This is a genomic window from Pseudoalteromonas sp. SR44-5, from assembly GCF_014163675.1.
GTDB classification, from domain to species: domain Bacteria; phylum Pseudomonadota; class Gammaproteobacteria; order Enterobacterales; family Alteromonadaceae; genus Pseudoalteromonas; species Pseudoalteromonas rhizosphaerae.
Map to the genome: position 1 here is coordinate 16,209 of NZ_JACJDT010000005.1, position 21,688 is coordinate 37,896.

The 21,688-nt window shown below is 41.3% G+C and carries 19 protein-coding genes; 9 read left to right on the forward strand and 10 right to left on the reverse strand.

Annotated features, from left to right (window positions below; genetic code table 11):
• Window positions 1-45: 45 nt before the first annotated feature.
• Window positions 46-966: a DUF808 domain-containing protein gene (locus H5154_RS03975; protein ID WP_149982169.1), complete on the reverse strand. Its 921-nt coding sequence runs from the start codon at window positions 964-966 to the stop codon at window positions 46-48.
• A gap of 123 nt (window positions 967-1,089) precedes the next feature.
• Here H5154_RS03975 and H5154_RS03980 point away from each other — a divergent pair, with 123 nt between their 5' ends.
• Together H5154_RS03980 and H5154_RS03985 are read left to right on the forward strand one after the other, a co-directional pair.
• Window positions 1,090-1,374, forward strand: a complete 285-nt coding sequence (locus H5154_RS03980; protein WP_182717466.1) for an MliC family protein — start codon at window positions 1,090-1,092, stop codon at window positions 1,372-1,374.
• A gap of 76 nt (window positions 1,375-1,450) precedes the next feature.
• Complete coding sequence (locus H5154_RS03985) at window positions 1,451-3,472, forward strand: methyl-accepting chemotaxis protein (protein WP_182717467.1); 2,022 nt, start codon at window positions 1,451-1,453, stop codon at window positions 3,470-3,472.
• Window positions 3,473-3,556: 84 nt separating this feature from the next.
• Here the strand turns inward: H5154_RS03985 and H5154_RS03990 are convergent, their stop codons facing one another.
• Window positions 3,557-6,190: an EAL domain-containing protein gene (locus H5154_RS03990; RefSeq protein ID WP_182717468.1), complete on the reverse strand. Its 2,634-nt coding sequence runs from the start codon at window positions 6,188-6,190 to the stop codon at window positions 3,557-3,559.
• A 166-nt stretch (window positions 6,191-6,356) separates the two neighbouring features.
• On the opposite strand from H5154_RS03990, the gene ubiD reads away from it, so the two are divergent.
• The 5 genes from ubiD (at window position 6,357) to H5154_RS04015 (ending at window position 10,314) form a co-directional block, all read left to right on the forward strand.
• Window positions 6,357-7,823 (forward strand): 4-hydroxy-3-polyprenylbenzoate decarboxylase, encoded by a 1,467-nt coding sequence (gene ubiD / locus H5154_RS03995; RefSeq protein WP_145239922.1) that lies wholly within the window; start codon window positions 6,357-6,359, stop codon window positions 7,821-7,823.
• 86 nt (window positions 7,824-7,909) lie between these two features.
• A complete protein-coding gene (fre, locus tag H5154_RS04000) occupies window positions 7,910-8,623 on the forward strand; it encodes an NAD(P)H-flavin reductase (protein WP_149982174.1) in 714 nt (237 codons plus the stop codon).
• A gap of 102 nt (window positions 8,624-8,725) precedes the next feature.
• On the forward strand, window positions 8,726-9,049 hold the full coding sequence (locus H5154_RS04005; RefSeq protein WP_259398450.1) for a hypothetical protein: 324 nt from the start codon (window positions 8,726-8,728) through the stop codon (window positions 9,047-9,049).
• A gap of 29 nt (window positions 9,050-9,078) precedes the next feature.
• A complete protein-coding gene (locus H5154_RS04010; protein WP_145239926.1) occupies window positions 9,079-9,792 on the forward strand; it encodes a YafY family protein in 714 nt (237 codons plus the stop codon).
• 108 nt (window positions 9,793-9,900) lie between these two features.
• Complete coding sequence (locus tag H5154_RS04015) at window positions 9,901-10,314, forward strand: CBS domain-containing protein (RefSeq protein WP_149982176.1); 414 nt, start codon at window positions 9,901-9,903, stop codon at window positions 10,312-10,314.
• A gap of 30 nt (window positions 10,315-10,344) precedes the next feature.
• On the opposite strand, the gene add is transcribed toward H5154_RS04015, so the two are convergent.
• From add to cyaY, 8 genes are all read right to left on the reverse strand, one after another.
• A complete protein-coding gene (gene add / locus H5154_RS04020; protein WP_182717469.1) occupies window positions 10,345-11,346 on the reverse strand; it encodes an adenosine deaminase in 1,002 nt (333 codons plus the stop codon).
• A 125-nt stretch (window positions 11,347-11,471) separates the two neighbouring features.
• Window positions 11,472-14,165: a CHASE domain-containing protein gene (locus H5154_RS04025; protein WP_182717470.1), complete on the reverse strand. Its 2,694-nt coding sequence runs from the start codon at window positions 14,163-14,165 to the stop codon at window positions 11,472-11,474.
• Window positions 14,166-14,203: 38 nt separating this feature from the next.
• Entirely contained in the window at window positions 14,204-15,313 is a 1,110-nt protein-coding gene (locus H5154_RS04030; protein ID WP_182717471.1) for a heme biosynthesis HemY N-terminal domain-containing protein, read from the reverse strand.
• On the reverse strand, window positions 15,310-17,175 hold the full coding sequence (locus H5154_RS04035) for a uroporphyrinogen-III C-methyltransferase (protein ID WP_182717472.1): 1,866 nt from the start codon (window positions 17,173-17,175) through the stop codon (window positions 15,310-15,312). The genes H5154_RS04030 and H5154_RS04035 overlap by 4 nt, the downstream gene beginning before the upstream one ends.
• Window positions 17,176-18,114, reverse strand: coding sequence for a hydroxymethylbilane synthase (gene hemC, locus H5154_RS04040; protein ID WP_149982317.1), 939 nt, complete (start codon window positions 18,112-18,114; stop codon window positions 17,176-17,178).
• Window positions 18,115-18,176: 62 nt separating this feature from the next.
• Entirely contained in the window at window positions 18,177-19,082 is a 906-nt protein-coding gene (locus H5154_RS04045; protein WP_182717473.1) for a DUF2914 domain-containing protein, read from the reverse strand.
• A gap of 25 nt (window positions 19,083-19,107) precedes the next feature.
• A complete protein-coding gene (locus H5154_RS04050) occupies window positions 19,108-19,764 on the reverse strand; it encodes an alpha/beta hydrolase (RefSeq protein WP_149982182.1) in 657 nt (218 codons plus the stop codon).
• Entirely contained in the window at window positions 19,761-20,084 is a 324-nt protein-coding gene (gene cyaY / locus H5154_RS04055; RefSeq protein ID WP_145239944.1) for an iron donor protein CyaY, read from the reverse strand. Before cyaY ends, H5154_RS04050 begins: the two co-directional genes overlap by 4 nt.
• Before the next feature lie 148 nt (window positions 20,085-20,232).
• On the opposite strand from cyaY, the gene lptM reads away from it, so the two are divergent.
• Window positions 20,233-20,427 (forward strand): LPS translocon maturation chaperone LptM, encoded by a 195-nt coding sequence (gene lptM, locus H5154_RS04060; protein WP_149982183.1) that lies wholly within the window; start codon window positions 20,233-20,235, stop codon window positions 20,425-20,427.
• Window positions 20,427-21,680 carry a diaminopimelate decarboxylase gene (gene lysA / locus H5154_RS04065; protein ID WP_182717474.1) on the forward strand — a complete coding sequence of 418 codons (1,254 nt, stop codon included), beginning with the start codon at window positions 20,427-20,429 and terminating at the stop codon, window positions 21,678-21,680. The genes lptM and lysA overlap by 1 nt, the downstream gene beginning before the upstream one ends.
• Window positions 21,681-21,688 lie beyond the last annotated feature (8 nt).

Here is a 21,688-nt window from a genome sequence, read left to right on the forward strand (position 1 = left end):
AAATAACTTTCATAGCATTCCCTTGCTAATTCATTGCCAGCAAATTTACTTTGCTGGCTTTTTTGCTTTCATGCTGACAATTCCATGATGAACTAACACAGCAATCGCACCGGCTAATACACCTAATAAACCATCGAACAGTAAAGGCGCAATAATCTCTCCCAGCGTACCTAAGTTTGCCAGTGCAAACTCAGCAACAGCGGTTTGCCAATGATGCAACACACTAATACCATGCACTAAAATTCCTCCACCCACTAAAAACATCGCTACCGTACCTGCAAATGCTAAAAACGCCATTAAACGTGGTGCTGCGGCTAATAAACCTTTACCTAATAATGCTTTAAAACGGTTTCCTGTTTGCTGTGCTTGGTTAAGCAAATACAAACCAGCATCATCGAGTTTTACAATCCCTGCCACTAACCCATAAACGCCTATGGTCATGATCACCGCAATAACACTTAAGACTAGCGCTTGATTTAGTAAACTTGCACCCGCCACGGTGCCTAGAGTGATAACTATTATTTCTGCCGATAAAATAAAGTCGGTTCGAATAGCCCCTTTTACTTTTTGTTTTTCGTACTCAACTAAATCTAAATTTTCGACAGCATCTACATCATCATTTTTCGTAGCTGGTAATAACTTTTCAACTAACTTTTCTGCACCTTCAAAACACAAAAATAATCCACCAACCATCAATAAAGGTGTAATAAGCCAAGGCAGCCAGACACTTATTAATAACGCTGCAGGAACTAAAATAGCTTTATTTAAAAATGAGCCTTTCGCTACCGCCCACACGACCGGTAGCTCACGATCGGCAGTGACTCCTGTCACTTGTTGCGCGTTTAAAGCTAAATCATCCCCTAAAACACCCGCAGTTTTCTTCGTGGCGACTTTACTCATAGTGGCAATATCATCTAATAAAGTGGTGATATCGTCCAATAATGTCAATAGGTTAGTACCTGCCATCTCATTTCCTTTGCAGTTAAAAAATTTATAATTATCAACATAGCCTAAACGAGTATTTTCACCAAAGGTTAATTTTCGTTTGCTATGCTAGTTGCTCAACACATTTAGCCAAGGTACTTGTTAATGTATAAAACCCTATTAATTGCACTCGGTGTTATTAGCCTCAGTGCATGCACAGAACAATTAAATAGTCAGTCTTTCTCCTGCGATAGCCAGCTAAGCGCCGTTATTACCAGTAATGATGAAGAAAGTGCCACGCTAAATTACAATCAAGTAGATCATTCGCTGACCAAACAAATCAGTGCCTCGGGCGTAAAATATACCAATGAAGATGTGCTGTTTTGGACCAAAGGGAATGAAGCAATGTTGATAATTGATGGCAACAAATATCATTGTAATTTAGAGTAATACAATCGCTCGCCAAACTTATAATTTATAAAAATACTGCTACACTCATAAATAATTAAGTATTTACGGGTTCACTATGCACGCTATTGCTATTAAAACGAAACTAATTTTTGCCTTTGCCACAATTGGTTTTTTAATGCTCGCCAGCAGTAGTTTTTTTTACTGGTCATTAGGACAAATTAATCACGCCACTTCGGATATAGAAACTTTAGCTGTACCGGTACAACAGCAAAGTCATGCCTTGCGGTTATCGCTGTTATCAATCACCAAATTTAATGCCGTTGCATACAGCCAAACAAGTAAAGCCAGTTTGCAACAGCAGCAACAGAGAACTCATGAAGAACAAGCTTTATTTAAAACCAAGCTAGAAGAATTAAGCTCTCAGCTACACGACCAACCGCAAATGCTGCAATTACTATCGAAAATAACACAACGCTATCAGCAATTTAGTACCACTAGCGCAACAATGTTTAACACCAAACAACAAGGCCTAACAGCAGCAACTCAGGTTACCTCATTAGCAAATGATTACGCTAATAATCTTGCTGACTTAAGTAGTGGCTTACTTGATTTAGAACTAATCGAAGTAACACCGGAGCAACAATCGTTATTAGCCGCTATTGTTGGTACCGCGACCCGCATTGACGACTTACTATTCACCTTAGGCAATAATGTTAAGAGCATCAACCACATTAGTTCCCTACAAACACTCACAGAACACCAACAAGATACCGCTTTTTTATTAGACAATATCCAATCTAATTTTACATACCTACAACAGCAAGCGAGTGAGTTAAAAAATCAAACAAATTTCAGCAACCTAAAAGACCTTCTCAGCTTAATTAATCAACAGTTGGCAACACTGTACCAGCAACAAAGTACTCTTTTGACCAGCAAAGTTGCGACCGAGCAAGCCTTTGCTGCATTCCAGCAACAGTTTCAACTTACCGAGCAGCTCATTATTGAGTTAAATCATTTAGCCGATAAACGCTTTGATACCTTGCAGGCGGATGCTCAGTCGGTGATCACTACAGGTTCGCGACTCGCGATTATTATAAGTTTAGTGCTTATTTCGTTTGCAGCCTTGATCTGCTTTTTAACCACCAAAGCAATGTTAAAACCACTCAATGCTGTAAATAAAGCACTATCACGTATCGCTTCTGGGGATTTATCGAAACGTACAAAGCCCCATAATGATGATGAATTTGGTGTACTTTTAAACAATATCAATCAATTAAGCGATGATCTAAGTACATTACTAAGTGCGATAAGTGATAACGCCCACACCTTAGATCAATCAGCAATTCAAACCAGTGCACAAGGCCAACATATGACCGAAGCAGCACAGCAGCAATTAGATCGTATTGCAGAGGCCGACTCGGTGGCGCATAGCATGCATAGTAATTCCCAAGCGGTCTGTGAACGAGCTGATAACACCTCTAATGAAGTTGCTAACGCTTCGCAGTTTGCCAATGATGTAAATCAGATTGCTGATCGTAACAGCCAGCGTATTGCAGCGTTACTGACTCGGCTTGATCAAGCTGTACAAAGTACTAATGAGCTAACCCAACACACACAATTAATTGGCGCAATCGTGGATACAATTAGCAGTATTGCTGAACAAACTAATTTACTTGCGCTAAACGCTGCTATTGAAGCTGCCCGTGCAGGAGAAAATGGCCGAGGCTTTGCTGTTGTGGCAGATGAAGTTCGCTCTTTAGCTGCACGAACGCAAAACTCGACTAGCGAAATACATACAATGATCCAAACACTGCAACATCAGGCCAATACTGCTCATCATGAAATTAACGATGGGCAACAACAAGCAAAAGAATGTGTAGCAAATAGTAGTGAATTAAACCAAGCGGTGGATAAAATAAAAAGTACTTTAGTGACAATTAACCAAATGAGTATGCAAATTGCTAGTTCATCACATCACCAGCTTGATAACAGCAATGAGATAAAACAGATTATGGCGCAAGTAACGGTGCAAGCACAAACGAATGCCGAACATGCAAAGTCACTCGCCAATCAAAGTGAAGACGTTAACCAACTCGCTCACTCATTAACCAGCGCAGTAGAAAGATTTAAGTTCTAACTCTGAATATAAAACCCATCTGCAGCTATTGTGATAATGATAAATACACGCCACAGAAATAACGTTGCAGTGGCGTGTAGCAACTTATTTATTATTTTGCTCCGCGATAAACTCCCTAATGTATTTATCAAATAGTGCCGCAGGCAGTGGTTTGCTGTATAAAAAACCTTGAATATAATCACAATTTAGAGCGTTTAAAAAAGCCAGCTGTGCAAAGGTTTCAACTCCTTCTGCAACAACTTTGAGCTGTAGGTTACTAGCCATTGAAATTATTGCACTAACCATCGCACAATCTTCAAGATCATCCGGTAAGTCTTTTATAAACTCCCGATCTATTTTTAACTTACTCAGCGGAAAACGCTTTAAATAACTCAACGATGAGTAACCGGTGCCAAAGTCATCAATTGCTAAACCCACGCCGGTTCCGCGTAATGCTTGCAACTGCTGCAAAATATTTGAGCTATTATCAGCAAGTAGCGTTTCTGTAATTTCAAGGGTTAAACACTGAGCTGATAACTGCGTTTCCTGTAGAACACTTTTAACTAACGCTTCAATATCTTGGCGAATAAATTGCACGCTAGACATATTTACCGTAACAAAAAACTGATCACCGAAACAACCACACCACTTAGCAGCTTCGCGGCATGCTTCTCTGAGTACCCACTCACCAATTGGAATGATTAATCCTAACTCTTCACATACAGGAATGAATTGTGCCGGCGACACATCGCCAAGCTCCGCACTATGCCATCGCAATAATGCTTCACAGCCGACCGTTTTTTTATCGTGGCTAATAATTGGCTGAAAATAAACGGTAAACTCGTTATTACTAAGCGCTTTATGAAGAGCATTTTCGAGCCTACTGCGAGCAGTCGCTTGTTCATGCAAGCCACTGGTAAAGAACTCAAAGCAGTTTCGCCCTTGCGCTTTAGCTTTGTACATAGCGCTATCAGCATTACGTAGTAATATTTTTCGATCGCTGCCATCGTCGGGGAAAATAGTGATCCCCATACTGCCGGATACAAATACATCTTGCTCACCAATTTTAAATGAAGAACTAAGCGCCAGCAGAGCTTTTGTAGCTAGTCGCTCAATATCTGCTAACTTATTGATCCCTGGCAGTAATAGCGCAAACTCATCGCCACCTAAACGGGCAACTACGTCAGAGCTGCGCATACATGCTTTAAGCCTTTTGGCAGCCTCAAGTAATAGTAAATCACCACTATTATGCCCTAAGGTATCGTTAACGCTTTTAAACCGATCTAAATCAATAAAACAAATTGCCAAACGCTTATTATCAGCTGTCGCACGGATCATTTCTTGATCTAGCTTGCTATTATAATGATAGCGATTTGCCAAACCCGTTAAGGTATCAAAATTAGTTTGTAGCCACATTTCCTGTTCATTTTCTTTGCGTAAAGAAATGTCGTTAAATAAGGCAACATAAACTTCAATGTCTTTTTCCTCGTCAAATACTACCGAAATATTGACCCAGCTCGGGTAAATACTACCATCTTTGCGGCGGTTCCATATTTCACCTTCCCAGTGCCCAGCCTCATTTAAACGTCGATATAACACTTTAAAAAACGATGGTTTATGATGGCCCGAATTTAATATTGCAGGTGATTTACCAAGCACATCTTGTTCTTGATAACCGGTGATCTGTGTGAAGGCTTTATTTACAGCTTGAATTTCATTATCACGATTAGAAACTAAAATACCTTCATTAGTTGTTGAAAATACCGTGCTCGCGAGTCGTTGTTGTTGACGTGCTTTTAATTTTAAAGTGATATCACGAATTAAATGTATTTCACCAATTTTGCTATTTTTTTCGTCGATAACTGCGGTTACTCGTGCCTCTCCCCAAAATACCTCTTTAGCTCCGTGAAATTGACACTCACTATCAACCCCAACTACTCCTTTCGAACACTCAGTAAATGAGTAAATATTTTTATCTTCCAGTGGCTCGCCTGCCGTCAACTTTTGCACAGCCGCAGTATTAGCTGTAATGACCCTATGTTCGACATCCGTGTAAACGAGCAGATCATCAATACTATTGAAAATCGCTTTTAGCGTCGCACTGTCTTTTTGCGCCGATTTTTTAGCTCGGCGTAATCGCAAAGCTAACATGGTTAAAGTCGCTAACAGTATTAGTAGTACAGAAATAGATATTAGCGCTAACAGCAATTGATCGGTGCGTTTTTGTTCTATTTCATTAGTTTGAATGGCAACCAATTGTTCAAGATTTTCTTGATAATGCCAAAGCGCTTTTTCAAGGTTACGTTGAGATGAAATATCATGTATGACAGAAAATAAAAAATCTTTATTTTCAATTGTAAATGGGGCTGAATAAACGCTAACGGTACGTGTTTCACCGCTCGCTAATCGGTGTTTGAAAACAAAATAGTTTTGCCCTTTACTCAGAGCAGCTTGGCGTTCCTGTGCAACTTGTTGCTCAGTAAATATATTAATTTGCTGGATACGCATTGTTTGCAATTGCGCAATACTGTAACCATAAAATGCTGCCGCTGCTTTATTAGCAAATTTAATTTCACCCGTTTGCGGTTCTACCACTAACATCACGGCACTGTGCTCATTAAAAAGCGGCACATTGAGCGCGGAATTTAATGATTGCTTAGCACTTACTTGATCTACAAAGGTAATTACACAGCAAAGAAGAACAGCCTTGATAAATGTTTTTACGATAAGCCCACCCATTAATCAAAAACTCATTTCAAACATTTGTCCTAAACTATAGCTTACTCACCTTATAATGTAACAAAAATGATCGCTTAAATGCGCTCTAAAAACACCTCATTAATTCGCTTAACGTCTTTATTTAAGTATAATGCCAACAGTCTTTTAAGCTTTAAAGCGGCCCACAATGAAATACAAAGATCTACGTGATTTTATCGATTTATTAGAAAAAAAAGGTGAACTGAAGCGTATTCACCAAGAAGTTGATCCTTATCTTGAAATGACCGAAATTGCCGACCGCACACTACGTGCTAAGGGACCCGCTTTATTGTTTGAAAACCCTAAAGGTTATGATATCCCCGTACTAGCTAACTTATTTGGTACACCAGAGCGTGTTGCCATGGGAATGGGTAAAGAACACGTTAGCGAACTACGGGAAGTCGGTAAGTTGCTGGCATTTTTAAAAGAGCCAGAGCCACCAAAAGGCATTAGAGAAGCATTTAGCCAAATTCCAGTGTTTAAGCAAGTATTAAATATGCCTGCCAAAGAAGTTAAAAAAGCGCCTTGTCAGCAAGTTATTCTAGAAGGCGATGATGTTGATTTAACTAAGCTGCCAATTCAACACTGCTGGCCTGGTGATGTGGCTCCATTAATCACTTGGGGTTTAACCGTCACCAAAGGACCTTTCAAAAAACGCCAAAACTTAGGTATTTACCGCCAACAATTACTCGGTAAAAATAAAATCATTATGCGCTGGTTATCACACCGTGGCGGTGCTCTCGATTTTCAAGAATGGTGTAAAGAAAACCCAGGCCAACCTTATCCGGTATCGGTAGCATTGGGTGCTGATCCTGCGACAATCCTAGGTGCCGTCACGCCAGTGCCAGATACCTTGAGTGAATACGCCTTTGCCGGCTTGCTACGTGGTAGCAAAACAGAAGTAGTTAAGTCGATCTCCAATGATTTACAAGTTCCTGCCAGTGCTGAAATAGTTCTTGAAGGCTATATAATGCCGGGCGAAATGGCACCTGAAGGCCCTTATGGCGATCACACGGGTTATTACAATGAGGTTGATAACTTCCCTGTTATGACCGTGACCCACATGACACATCGTAAAGATCCTATTTATCACAGCACTTTTACTGGTCGTCCACCAGATGAGCCGGCAATTTTAGGGGTCGCACTCAATGAAGTCTTCGTACCTATTTTACAAAAGCAATTTCCTGAGATAGTCGATTTTTATCTACCGCCAGAAGGCTGTTCATATCGTATGGCGATAGTGACAATGAAAAAACAATATCCAGGTCATGCCAAGCGCGTGATGATGGGGGTATGGTCGTTCTTGCGTCAGTTTATGTACACAAAGTTTGTCATTGTCTGTGATGATGACGTTAACGCACGTGATTGGAATGACGTGATCTGGGCGATTACTACACGTATGGATCCCGCCCGCGACACTACTCTAATTGAAAACACTCCGATTGATTATTTAGACTTTGCATCACCGGTTTCAGGTCTTGGTTCAAAAATGGGTATGGATGCCACTAATAAATGGCCCGGCGAAACCACTCGTGAGTGGGGCGAACCCATTGTGATGGATCAAGCGACTAAAGATCGCGTCGATGAAATCTGGCAAAGCTTAGATATTCTTTAACAGCTCTTTTAGAGGCTATAAACTCACTATGCGGATATGTTATTATTGTTCAAATAAAGTGCGTATCCGCTAATTTAAGGTAAAACATGCAAACATTACACGCTGAAGTTGTCGCTATCAGCCCACTCACTGAATTTGTTCACAAAGTAATTTTAAAACCTGTTGAAAGCGTCACCTTTGAAGCTGGCCAATATTTGCAAGTAGTGCTTGGCGAAAAAGACAAGCGCGCGTTTTCAATTGCCAGCCGCCCTTCGCAGTCTGATGAGCTAGAACTCCATATTGGCGCATCTGCAGTTGATTCATATGCAATGCAAACTTTAGAGCATCTTCGCCAAGCCCATGCTGAGAAAACTCAGGTGTTGATTGAAGCCGGCTTAGGCATTTCACAGTTGCGTCTCCAATGCGAACGCCCAATTATTTTACTCGCTGGCGGCACTGGGTTTTCATACGCAAAATCTATGGCTGATCATTTAAGTGAAATCGGTTGTGAGCGTCCGGTATTGTTCTATTGGGGTGTGCGTGAAGAGTCAGCCTTGTATGCGCATACTGAAATGCAAACATGGGCCGATAGCCGTGAAAACTTTACCTTTATACCAGTAGTTGAAAACCCAACAGCTAGCTGGACAGGCCACACAGGCTACGTACATAAAGCGGTGATGAACGATATCGTATCGCTTGCCCCATATGATATTTACATGGCAGGGCGTTTTGACATGATAGGTATTGTCCGCGATGATTTCCTAGCACATGGTGCAATTCGCGAAAACATGTACGCCGATGCATTTGCATTTATAAAATAGTATAACCAGAGTAACCAGCTTAATTTTTATCCGTAAGCTGGTTACTGACACTCCCTGACAGCCCGCTATGATTTACTTAGCTCTTCTTAAACAAGGAGAACTATGATGACCACAAATTTAATCGAAGTTGTAAATTTCAAACTAAAGACTGATACAAATTTAGCGCAGTTCCATATCGCTAATAATGATTTTCAGCGTTATATTGATAACCAATCAGGCGTACTTTACCGCTCCCTTGCTAAACAAGCCGATACCCAGCAATATAGTAGTATCATTTATTTTGCTACGGTTGCTGATGCCCAAAAACTGCGTGATACATTTTTTGATAATGCTATTTGCCAACAGTACACTTCTCTCATTACAAAAGAATCGATAAAGCTGGAGCGTTTTGAAGTGCTTAGCCAAACAGCTTGCCAACAAAGCTAACACTGTATTTTTGAAAACAAGGATAACCAATGCACAAATCAGAGCGGCTATTTCAATTAGTAAACATACTTAAGAGTCGCCGCTTTGCGATCACTGCAAACGAACTTGCCAATAAATTACAGGTATCTCAGCGAACAATTTATCGCGATATTCAGCACTTACAGAGCTCGGGCGTGCCCGTTGAAGGTGAGGCAGGCACTGGCTATTTAATTACCGATTACGACCTACCACCGATGATGTTTACTCTTGAGGAGCTACAAGCACTGTTGTTAGGTAGTAAAATGGTCAGCGCTTGGACTGATCCACAGTTAGCGGCGAATGCCCAAGCTGCAATGACTAAAATTAATGCTGTGTTGCCTAACAAGTTAAAGCAACGCGTTGCAGAGCTGCCGTATTTAGTCTCTGCATTTCATCACGATAAAAGCCACCAAACGACCACTTTGATACTTCGTAAAGCCATCACTAATAAAACCTGCATTGAATTTCATTATCTAGATGTTAATCAACGACCAACTCAGCGTATTGTCGACCCTTTAGGACTGGTATATTGGGGCGCAAAGTGGACTCTTATCGCTTATTGTCAGTTGCGCAGTGACTACCGAGAGTTTCGCTTAGATCGTATTCAAAGCATTATTCCACTCGCCAAGGCATTTGATACTAATTCACAAAAAAGCTTAGCGCATTATATGGAGTTAGTGAAAGCCAAATACCAAACTCACTCTGATGGTCTGGCTCATAATTAAATTTAGCTGTGATTGTTGTTACCTATCAGCGCAATCAACATAAACAATTTCACAAACGGCCAATCCTTAACCATACTTTGAATAACTCATTAATTGGGAGAGACCCAAATGTTAAACACCAAAGTAAAAGATTTTATGCAGCGCAAGTTACCGCATATAACCCCTGAAACCGAGATGACCACAGCAATTGCAGAACTACAAAAATTCAAACTACTGGGAGCGCCAGTGTTTGATGATAATAAATGTTTAGTGGGCTTTATTTCTGAGCAAGAACTGCTAAAACCGTTAATGCAAAATAGTTATTTTTGTGACGGTGTGGTTAAGGTTTCACAACTGATGCAAACCGAGGTTGTAACCGTCAACGGCGACACCAACATAATGGAACTTGCAGAGCAAATGAAAACCGGTAAGCCGAAAAACTACCCTGTTGTAGAAGGCACTACGGTCATAGGCATGATAGGCCGTAGTGATATTCTTAAAGCCATGTTTGATAACTACCTAAGCTGCCAACGTGAGCATTAGGCGCATAATTTAATGGCTTGTGCATCGTAACTATCGAGCAGCGACTGCTTGCTTTAGTTGCTGTTTTTCAGCATCACTCAAGTATGCAATATCAAGTGCATTGGCTTGGGCTTTTTCCATATCAGCCTGAGTCAGTCCTGCAGCAGGTCCTGCAACCATGTATTCATGTTCAATTTCGATGCCTTCCACTGCGGGATCATCGGTATTAATACACGCTAAAATACCATGATCTAAGAAGCGCTTCAGTGGATGTACATCTAAACTCGCTACTGTGCTGGTTTGCACGTTACTAGTTAGGCACGATTCAATACCTATGCGTTTATCACGTAGGTAGTCCATTAGCTTGGCATCTTCAATAGCTTTGACACCATGGCCAATACGCTCAGCACCTAGCTCATTGATTGCTTGCCAAATACTGGCAGCTCCCAGAGCTTCACCGGCGTGAATCGTTGCGCTAAGGTAAGCATCACGTACTTGCTTAAAGTGATCGACAAATAACTCGCCCGGAAAGCCAATTTCATCACCAGCTAAGTCCACTGCAACTAAATCATTTTTAAACACGAGTAAGGCATCTAACTCTTGCTGGCAAACTTTAGTGCCATAAGTACGTGATAATATACCAATCAGGTTAGCTTTAACCGTGCTACTTTGAGTCGCACTTTTAATACCATCAACTACAGCTTCAACCACACCTTGTGGATGTAAGCCTTGGCTTTGTGCCATGTAGTAAGGGCTAAAACGCAGCTCTACATAATCAAGACCTTGTGCTTGCGCATCTTCAATATTTTCGATAGCAATACGCCGACACGCATCGTAATCACCCAATACCGTGACGCCCCAGTCAAGCTTTTGTAAAAAGGCCATTAAGTTAGGCTCAGGATCGATAACTTGCACATGCGGTATTAAGTCTGCAACATTATCAGCAGGCAGCTTAATATTGAACTGACGACCTAAATCAAGAATAGTTTGCGCGCGGACATTACCATCTAAATGGCGATGGATATCTAGCAAAGGGAGTTTTTTATTGATCATAATTAGCACTCAGTTCAGTTAATTTGCGCGGATCATACGCACTTAAATCGGTAATTCAAGTTTAGATCATTTTGTTTGTATTATTGAGGTCATTTGTCAGCCCCGATCGATAAAAGTACTAAAAATTAATCAGTACTCTGTTGTAGGTAATGCCATATGGTTTTAAATAGCTTTTCGGCATCGATTGGTTTTGTTAAATAGCCATCCATACCAGCTGCGAGAGCTTTTTTAACATCATCATCATGAGCATTTGCTGACAGAGCAATAATAGGAAGCTGATGTATAAATAGCTCATCACGAATCACTTTAGTGGCTTGCAAACCATCCATATTAGGCATTTGAATATCCATAAGCACTAAATCATAACGGGTTTCAGAGACCTTCTCAATGGCTTCAAAACCGTCACTGGCAACATCAGCAATACACCCTTTGGTTTTTAATATAGCGGTAGCAACATGTTGGTTTAGCGGATTATCTTCCACCAATAGGATCTTAAATTCAGCAAGCGATAAAGTACTCGTGTCAATCTCAGCAAAGAGAGGCTCTAATTGCTCGGCTTTAGTGAGAGGCGAGATACGTGGTAAGGTAAAAGTGAAAGTTGAACCTTGTCCTTCCTCACTTACTAAACTAATATTTCCTCCCATCAATTCAACCAACTTTTTGCAAATACTTAACCCCAAACCTGTACCGCCGAACTGTCGCGAGGTAGAGCTATCGGCTTGTGCAAATGGTTGAAAAAGTTGCTGTTGAGCTACTTGGCTAATACCAATACCAGTATCACTGACACTAAAGTAAGTGACGTCTTGCTGCTGCCATACTTTGAGTGTGATTGTGCCTGTAGCGGTAAACTTAATCGCATTATTTAATAAATTCAACAAGACTTGCTTTAAACGTATTGGGTCGCTATCTAGCTGAAGATCCGCGTTGTTATCGAGTTCTAATATTAATTTCAGCGACTTTATATCAACGTCAAATTTCACCAAATTAACTAATTCATCAATAAGCTGATTTAACGCAATAGGCTCTTGTATTAAATCGAGTTTGCCAGCTTCCATTTTAGAGAAATCGAGTACATCATTTAATACTCGCAGCAACACACTCAGTGCACCATCAGCTTGTTCAATATAATGGCGGGCTTGTTGCCAATCTTGCTGTTGCAACGCTAAATAATGCAGACCTTTAATGCCATTGATCGGAGTACGTACTTCGTGACTCATATTCGCTAAAAACTGGCTTTTGATTTGACTTGCTTCATCTGCTTTTTGTTTTTCTTGACGCAACACTCGTGTTTGTTGAGCAACTTGCTCGCGCACCTGAATATTGGTGCCGGTCACTGAGATTAAAAAAGTGATCAGTAACCAAACAAATAACATCCCTAATATTTGTGCAAACCAATACATTATCCATGACGTTTGTGTTGTTGGTTCAAATAGCTGAACTTGCCAAATTCGCTGCCCGATAACTAACTGGTATTCACTCAGCAGTTCACTATCGGTGCGAGATGCGCGGTAGATTAGTTGTCGCTGCTGCGCATCAGTCACATCGTAGAAGTGCATACTTATTTGACTACGATGATTAACCTGCAAAGTATCAGCCAAGCGCGCTAAGTTAATAACGCCAATCACAAAGCCCCTAAAATCACCTTGCATATCTAAGTCACCAAAAACCGGAAAGAAAAACAATACCCCAGTATCATCATTGTTACTTTGTACAAGCTTCATCGGCTCGCTGATAATCAACTCATTTAATGCTTTTGACATCATCATCACATTACGGATTTGCGCATTTGAGGCTAAATCAAAACCTACTACCTCTTCATTACCCAGCATCGGATGTACATACTGTACAGGGTAATAACTGTCCCGTTTAGTCACACTCTGCCACTGTTGCTGGGGTGATTGCTCTTTTATATAAAATTCATTAAAGCCTTCTAGACGAATTTGTTGTTGGTATTGAGCAACCGTTGATAACGGTACATTTGGCACCCATTCTAGGGCAAGTACTTCATTGCTGTAATTAAGTTGAGTTGTAGTAAAACGCTTAAATTCAGCGTAACTGACTTCATCACTACTGGCAAAAAAAGTAGAAAGCAGAGCTAAATGCGCCGATACCTCATCTAATTTATGATTTATTTCCAACCGCACTTCAGCTACTTTTGCTTCTTGCTTTTGAATATCTTTGTCTTTTTTCACACTTGCCGCAGCATAAAAGCTAATACTTATAACGACATAAATAAGGATTGAAGGTAAAATTACTTGTAAGCGATGACGCATCTGCTCGTAATTAAAAGCCGCCAATATTAACGGTGTAAAAATTAACACCCCAATACTGTCGCCAATCCACCACGCCACAAAGTTATCAAAAGCGGTATGTACCGGTATTATATTATTGGACACCAATAAGCTAGTGCCTATCGCTGCAGCAATCACACAGCAAGCAGGCCCTGCAATGATCAAGCTTTGTACACTGTGTTTTAAAGAGGATAAATCTAGCGGAGCTTTAATTATTTTAACGATGCAATAGCAGCCTACCCAGGCCTGCAAAACGGCTGCAAAAGAGACAGCTAAAGCTTGTAAGAAAACCTGCCAATGCAGAATATCAGCAACACGATCGAGATGAATCATATTGGTGAGTAAAGCACCGAGCAAAACCCCAACTAAGGCGCGTCGCCCGCACAATAAAAACCCTGCAAGGGCAATGCCTGATGGTGGCCACGAAGCCACAGCATAACCATCAATAGCGAGCAGCGAATTACTGAAAAACCCAGTAATAAAATAAGCAAAAGTTAAACCAAACGTCAGAGTAAATATATTTTGCAATGCTCTGGCGCTCCTATTCAGGCCTCAACTAACTGTAATTACAAATAAAGGTCGAGTGCTTTTTGGGGTTGTGCGCTTTTACTATAACTAAGCTGTGCTTGTACTAAATATTCTTTGCTGTTCTCTGTGTTTAACGCTTTATCGAACACCCGAGCAGCAAGCTCATACTCACCATGAGCATTAGCTAAGCATGCAAGTGCCAGTAACAATGCTTGATTATCCGGCTCTTTTTTTAAAGTATCTTGTAAACTCGCCTGTAACTTTAATGCGTCTCCAGGGGCGGACACTTTTAATATATGTGCAAGCTCAATATGCTGCTCTGGTTTTTTCAGCATTTTAAGTAAACTTAATTCAATCTCATTTAAACGCCCAGCTTTTGCCATCGCAGCTAAGTAACAGCTATGCGCTTTTACTTTTACGTTTTTAGATAGTTGCTGATACTTATCGGTTAATTGCGATTCTGGCTGTGCCATAAAGTAGGTGGTTAATAATATCGACCATTGGCTATCTGTTAACGCTTTTTTACTTAGTAAACGCGGCATAAACTGCTCAAGCGCAGTCCATTTTTGCTGTTGCACAAGTACTTCGGCATACAATTTCAGCTCCAGCGCGGTGGCTTTTTTAGCTTCCGCTAACGCTTTTAATTCACTGCTTACTGTGCTGCAATCACCACTGGCTAACCAGAGTTTAGCCGCTTTTAGTTGGTTTTCTGGTGAAATTTGGTCAAGTAATCCAATCGCTTTGCTTGTGTCATTATTTTGTAAAGCCGCTTTAGCTAATAACGCATAGCGCACATCTTGCCAATTATCAGCCACGCTATTGTTCCCCAATGCCAGTTCTAGCTGTTCGCTATCACCACTGATCAGACTCCATACAGCTTGTTCAATCGCCGCTTGTTTACGCTCCTCACTACGGGCAAAAAAACGATGGCGAGTATTGCTGTATAAAGACAAAATATAACGAATAAGCTTATAAGTTAAATACAAACCCAGCGCGATAACCAAAATGGTCGCGCAAAAAGCAACGATAGACCCTTCAATAGTAGTTTTATTAAACGAAATTAATACATAACCCACTTCACCTATTAACATAGGCGATAAAGCAAGTAATACAGCAACTGCTAAAATAACCAATATTAAGCGGATCATTTTGCCCACTCCTTGATCTGCTCAGTACTTTGCAAAGTGATAGCTGGACTAAAGTTTAACTGCTCTTTGCTCAACTCCTGCAGCGCTTTAAGCGTACTTTTAGTTAGTGCTTCATCATGTTGGAAATAATCTTTTACTAATACTTCGGCTTGACTCAGAGCAGTAAAATAAATACTGGCTTGTTTAGTCAAAAGCGCATCTTGAGCTTGCGATAAATATAAACTTAATCGCTGTTGGATCAAATGACGCTCGTACTCTGTCAATAAAGGTTCAATAGCGATATCTTCACGTTGGCGAATTTTAATAAAGTTATCTTTAAATTGCTGCCACGAATTAGCTAAATTTTGCTGCCAATCACTAACGTTTTCGCTCAATACATGTTGCTCTTTTTGATCTACTTCTTGTGGTAATGCCACCGCATTGAAAACGAGCTTATCTACTTGCCCAAGTACACCGTGCAGCTTTAAATAAATTGCTTCTATTGCAACCGGCTCAACAGTGCTAAGCGCTTGCAAATCTTGATAAATTGCTTGGCGAATAGCGCCAGTTCCTGGATGCTCTGCTAATAACGTATCTAATCGAGTTAATACTGCCGCCGCTCCATTATAATCATGCTCAGCCCACAGTTTAAACTCAGCCATACGCTGCAAACTAGTCACCTCTTGTGGATTAAGACTATATGTTTGTTGCTCTGCACGCTGCAAGGCGGCTGCTAATTGTTTTGCCGTGTTATCTGCATTTTCAGCTAAGCTAGCAGCAACTTTTTGCTCACTATTAAACAGCGCTTGTTGCAAGGTTTGCTGCGCAACTTTCACTGCTTGCAGCTCTTTACCGAGTAATTGGTTGTCAGCTGATAACTGATTAACTAACAGATTTGCTTGCTGTTGTGTATGAAGTTTTTGGTAAAACTGAAAACCAACACCAGAGGCCACAATCAACGAGATAAGTAATGCTAAGCTGCCAGTTTTACTTATTTTTTGTTTGTTTTTTTGGTTCGTTTCTTGTTTCATAGCAAAGTCTTTTTTTGTTGCCGAAGCAGAGTCTGCAACCTTAGCATTCGCCTTGGTTGAACTGCTTGGCGTTGCTTTAGGGTCAGCAAGCTGTGATGTTGGCTTTGTATCTTCACTCATAATGTTACCTTCGCTAATACAAGTAAACATAGCGCTATCGCTTGCACCTGCAGCAATGTGTATATTTGCCGAGTCAATCTGTTGCGCCGCAAGGTATTCACTAATGCGAGCACTGGCAACATAAAACTGGCACTGTCTGATCCACTCTAATTGTTTTGCGCCCAGTTCACGAAAAATCGCATCAACTGCCGCATTACTTGTTATGACTATACCTTTAACATCAATGCTTTGCCAGTGGTCTAGCCAGTCAGTTGCATTACCTTCTACAGGGCCTCGTTGATAAACCACTAAATTATTTAAAAATGCCCCACGTTGCTTTAAGTTTTTTGCAATCGTTGCTCGGCCATATTTACCTTTGACCAACACTATATTTAGACCATCAACTTGCTGTAATGATTTTAAAGCCAGTAATCCTTCAGAATCATGCAGTTTAGGCACGGCTGCTCGTACGCCGAATGCCTGCCAAATGGCCTCTGCCGTTTGTTCACCTACGGCATAAAATTGCGCTTTAGTATTGATATCGGGTTTAAGTGCCAACAATGCTTTGACAGCATCTTGGGAGATAAAAATAATTTTATCTGCATTCAGTAAAGGGGTCAGTTGAGTATTATCTGGGGTTAAGTAATCAATTTTCAAAACCGGAAATAAAGTCGCCTGATAACCCCCTTGCGACAGTTGCTCTGCAAGGTCGGCGCCTTTTCCATGTGGGCGAGTTATCAGGATCTGTGACATTTATGCGTCTCTATATACTTCAGCTAAAATTTTATCTGCGCCTAAAGCAAGTAACTGTTCAGCCAGTTGCACACCAAGCTGTTCAGCATCAATTGCTTTACCACTGATCTCAGCGCGTAAAATTTCGCTGCCATCAATTGCGCCCACTAAACCACGTAAATGTACTTGCTCGCCATCAACTAAAGCATAAGCGCCAATTGGTACTTGGCAACCACCTTCTAAACGGCGATTCATTGCACGTTCGGCATTAACACGAATACGTGTCTCGTTATGCTCAAGTGGTGCAAGTAACGCTTGGGTAACCTCGTCATCAATACGGCATTCAATACCTACAGCGCCCTGACCATTCGCTGGTAACGATTCTTCTGGTTCAATAAATGCTTTAATACGGTCATGCATCTGTAAACGAATTAAGCCAGCAGCAGCTAAAATAATCGCATCATATTGGCCATCATCAAGCTTAGCTAGGCGAGTATTGACGTTACCGCGTAAATCACGAATTTCTAAATCAGGACGCAGTTCACGAATTTGACACTGACGACGCAAACTCGATGTACCAACAATAGCACCTTGTGGTAGCTGTGCAATGTTGGCAAAGGTATTTGACACAAATGCATCGCGTGGATCTTCACGTTCACAAATTGTATGCAGTGCTAACCCTTCAGGAAAATCAACAGGTACATCTTTCATTGAATGCACAGCGATATCTGCACGGCCATCTAACATGGCCTGCTCAAGCTCTTTAACAAATAGTCCTTTGCCACCGATTTTTGCAAGTGGTGTATCAAGAATAATATCTCCTTGCGTCGACATTGGTACTAGCTCAACAGTAATGCCGGCATGGAAATGCTCTAGCTGTGCCTTTACAAATTCAGCCTGCCACAGTGCTAATGCACTTTTACGCGTAGCGATACGAATAAGTTGAGGTTTTTTTGTCACGTTTTCAGTCATAAAAGGAGTCCAATTAATTTTCTTTGCTGAGCCTAAAGGTGAATAAACACTTACTCAGCTAAAATGCGAAATTCTTTTTGTGCCAATAAATGGCCCTGTTCGTCAACAACATCAACACGCCAGTTGCCAACTTGTTCAGGTAAAATAGTTTTATTAGAGTAAGTGCGATACCGAGGAGACGTTACACCAAGCTCAATACTAGCTAGCACTTCATTTTCATAGCGCCAAACATGCTTGACCGTCTGCCCTTGCATATTTTTAAGCTCACTAAAAAATGCCATTGTTTCAGTAAATTCATTTAAACGCACATCCGCTTTAAAAACATTAACGGGTTCACGATCAACCACTTCACGGGTCAATACTGCGCGGCTTACTTTGTCGGTATCAATTTTTGCACCAAGAGCAACGCTGGCAATATGTGCGGATGTAGCAAAACTATCTGGTTGCTCCGCACTAACGTCACTCTCTACTGGCTCATTATTGGTATTTGTAGCAACAATAGTATTAGCTGCAAGTGCTTGGCTTTGTTCGGGCTGATTACTATCAACAATTTGCTGCTCTGGGCTATCAGTTATCATCGCCATTTCTAGCGATTCACTTTTATCATCCACTACACTAGCATCATTACCATCATCAGCATTAATATCAGTGAGCGTCGACGCTTCGCTGACTACCTCAAACTCTGTATTATCTGCTACCGTTGCTGAAGATGTTAAAGGCGCGTCTTCTTCGCTTGTCTGTGCAACAGACTCGGCGGGGCTATCAAGGGGTTGTTGTTGATCATTTTGCTCAGCATTAACGGAGCTCAACAGGCTATAAGTAAAAATAACTAACGCAAATATCATCAGTAGCGTAACGGTAACAATGCGCTGCCAATGCCATTGATAGGTTACCTCAGGCGCGATAGGTGCAGCCTCTCGACTCATACTTGCAGTGATCACTATTTTTTGTTTCATTTTAGCCTCGGCTACTCAACACTATTTAACTTAAGCGCGCGATCAACCAGTGGCGAATAGCCATTAGTTCTTCCCCGCAGAGCTGATGGCCCATTGGGTAATCTTGCCAACTTACATCCATGTTATGCGTTGTAAGTATGTCAAACGCATGACGACCTGCATCATAAGGTACTACTTGATCTTGGCTACCATGAGCCATAAATACCGACAAATCTGTATGTTTAGCTTCAGCCGTTAACTTATCTGGCACGCACATATAAGTCGAAAGCGCCATTACACCTGCCAGTTTCTGAGTTAAACGCGGTGCTAAATGTAGCGCAATAACGCCACCTTGAGAAAAACCAGCCAATATTATTTTATCTGCAGGAATACCTTTACCAAGCTCTTGCTCAATCAACTGCTCAACCTTCGCCGCTGATTCGCGTACCCCAGTTTCATCAGCACGCTTGTCTAGATCCATAGATTTAATATCATACCAAGAACGCATTGCCATACCACCATTTATGGTGACCGGTTGTACCGGAGCATGTGGGAACACAAACCGCACACCTAATTCATCAGGCAATGCAAGTTGCGATGCGACAGGTAAAAATCCATCGCCTGAATCGCCTAAACCATGTAACCAAATAATCGTTGCTTGATGCTGGCCTTTTGCCGCGTATTCTACAAACTCTAAACTCATAGTGCTGATTGCCATTCTACCGTTTGGCCAGCTTGACGCGTTGTTGCTTCATTCATAAACTGCCAAAATTCTGCGCCCGAGCGATTATCAATCCACTTATCGCCACGCAATTCAAAATGGTGACCATTAAACTTAGTCGCAACCCATACTTGATGCAAAGGAGCTTGCTTATTAATCACAATTTTACTGCGATCAGCAAAAATAATCTCCAAAATACCTTGTGCAGATTCATAGTCTAAGTCAGCTTCACAGTCATCCACTTGTTCTTCAATGGTAAACATAAGAGCTTCGGCTAATTGGTGGTATTCATGATCAGTCATTATTATTTCCTTTTACGGGCATTTAGCCAGATATTCGGTACGAATTGCATGCAGCTAGTGTAACAGGAATAAATTCATCCGCGAATAGCTGCATTTTTTAGATATTCTGTTAATCTGCGATTATAAAGCCAGCAACACGATTAATCTAATGAAAGAGATGCATCTTAAACAATTAAAACGACTTTCCCCACTTGGTGTACTACTCATCACTTTAGCTGGCTGCGGACAAAGCGGGCCACTGTATTTGCCAGAAGATAAAGCCGAGCCAAATAAACCACAACAAGTAACAACTCCAGTTACGCAAACACAGTCATCAACAACTGAATCGAAACAGGACCAATAATGGACTTTTTTGACTATAAAAATAATCAGCTGCATGCTGAAGACATCGCTGTCAAGGAGCTCGCCGCACAATACGGTACGCCTTGTTATATATATTCTCGCAAAACCTTTGAGCGTCATTACCTTGCCTTTGCACAGGCCGCAACCAATCATAAAAACTTAGTTTGCTATGCTGTAAAAGCCAATTCAAACATTGCTGTTTTAAATGTGCTGGCACGCTTGGGCTCAGGTTTTGATATTGTTTCTAAAGGTGAGCTTGCCCGCGTCATTGCGGCCGGAGGCGACGCTAGTAAAGTGGTTTTTTCAGGGGTTGCCAAAACAGCTGAAGAAATTGCCTACGCACTCAAGCTCGGGATTAAATGTTTTAATGTTGAGTCTGTCTCAGAGCTAGATCGTATTTCACACGTTGCCAGCGAACTTAATTTAGTCGCGCCAATTTCAATTCGTGTAAACCCTGATATCGATGCGAAAACCCATCCGTATATTTCAACGGGTTTAAAAGAAAATAAATTCGGTATCGATATTCTTACTGCAACAAGTGTTTATCAGTATGCTGCGTCATTGCCTGGCCTAAAAATCACCGGGGTTGATTGTCACATTGGCTCACAGCTGACTGAAATCAAACCATTTCTCGAAGCACTAGACAAAGTGCTGGCTCTAATTGACGATTTAAAAGCCAACGGTATTGAACTCAGCCACTTAGATATTGGCGGCGGTTTAGGCGTACCATACAATGGCGAAGCGCCACCGCATCCAAGTGAATATGTGGCACATATCACCGATCGTTTAACTGATTATCAACACTTAGAGCTTATTTTTGAACCGGGCCGTGCGATTGCTGCCAATGCGGGTATTTTGGTTACAAAAGTTGAGTTTATAAAACAAAACCAAGATAAGTTTTTTGCAATCGTTGATGCCGGTATGAACGATATGTTGCGCCCTGCTTTATATCAAGCATGGCAAAAAATTGTGCCGGTAACGCCTCGTAATGACGACACACCCACATACAACTTTGATATTGTCGGTCCGGTGTGTGAAACCGGTGACTTTTTAGGTAAAGATCGCCTGTTAGCCTTACAACAAGGTGATTTACTTGCCCAGCGCAGCGCTGGTGCCTACGGCTTTACCATGAGCTCAAATTATAACTCACGGCCACGTGTGGCAGAGATCATGGTCGATGGCGAGCAGAGTCATTTGATCCGCGCGCGTGAAACTCTGGAAAGTCTATGGCAAGGCGAGAAAATTTTACCATAAACTTTTTG

Bases quoted from the DNA above. Each gene is read 5' to 3' on its own strand.
- H5154_RS03975 (WP_149982169.1), bottom strand. From the start codon at position 966: ATGGCAGGTACTAACCTATTGACATTATTGGACGATATCACCACTTTA.
- H5154_RS03980 (WP_182717466.1), top strand. From the start codon at position 1,090: ATGTATAAAACCCTATTAATTGCACTCGGTGTTATTAGCCTCAGTGCA.
- H5154_RS03985 (WP_182717467.1), top strand. From the start codon at position 1,451: ATGCACGCTATTGCTATTAAAACGAAACTAATTTTTGCCTTTGCCACA.
- H5154_RS03990 (WP_182717468.1), bottom strand. From the start codon at position 6,190: ATGGGTGGGCTTATCGTAAAAACATTTATCAAGGCTGTTCTTCTTTGC.
- ubiD (WP_145239922.1), top strand. From the start codon at position 6,357: ATGAAATACAAAGATCTACGTGATTTTATCGATTTATTAGAAAAAAAA.
- fre (WP_149982174.1), top strand. From the start codon at position 7,910: ATGCAAACATTACACGCTGAAGTTGTCGCTATCAGCCCACTCACTGAA.
- H5154_RS04005 (WP_259398450.1), top strand. From the start codon at position 8,726: ATGATGACCACAAATTTAATCGAAGTTGTAAATTTCAAACTAAAGACT.
- H5154_RS04010 (WP_145239926.1), top strand. From the start codon at position 9,079: ATGCACAAATCAGAGCGGCTATTTCAATTAGTAAACATACTTAAGAGT.
- H5154_RS04015 (WP_149982176.1), top strand. From the start codon at position 9,901: ATGTTAAACACCAAAGTAAAAGATTTTATGCAGCGCAAGTTACCGCAT.
- add (WP_182717469.1), bottom strand. From the start codon at position 11,346: ATGATCAATAAAAAACTCCCTTTGCTAGATATCCATCGCCATTTAGAT.
- H5154_RS04030 (WP_182717471.1), bottom strand. From the start codon at position 15,313: ATGATCCGCTTAATATTGGTTATTTTAGCAGTTGCTGTATTACTTGCT.
- H5154_RS04035 (WP_182717472.1), bottom strand. From the start codon at position 17,175: ATGTCACAGATCCTGATAACTCGCCCACATGGAAAAGGCGCCGACCTT.
- H5154_RS04045 (WP_182717473.1), bottom strand. From the start codon at position 19,082: ATGAAACAAAAAATAGTGATCACTGCAAGTATGAGTCGAGAGGCTGCA.
- H5154_RS04050 (WP_149982182.1), bottom strand. From the start codon at position 19,764: ATGAGTTTAGAGTTTGTAGAATACGCGGCAAAAGGCCAGCATCAAGCA.
- cyaY (WP_145239944.1), bottom strand. From the start codon at position 20,084: ATGACTGATCATGAATACCACCAATTAGCCGAAGCTCTTATGTTTACC.
- lptM (WP_149982183.1), top strand. From the start codon at position 20,233: ATGAAAGAGATGCATCTTAAACAATTAAAACGACTTTCCCCACTTGGT.
- lysA (WP_182717474.1), top strand. From the start codon at position 20,427: ATGGACTTTTTTGACTATAAAAATAATCAGCTGCATGCTGAAGACATC.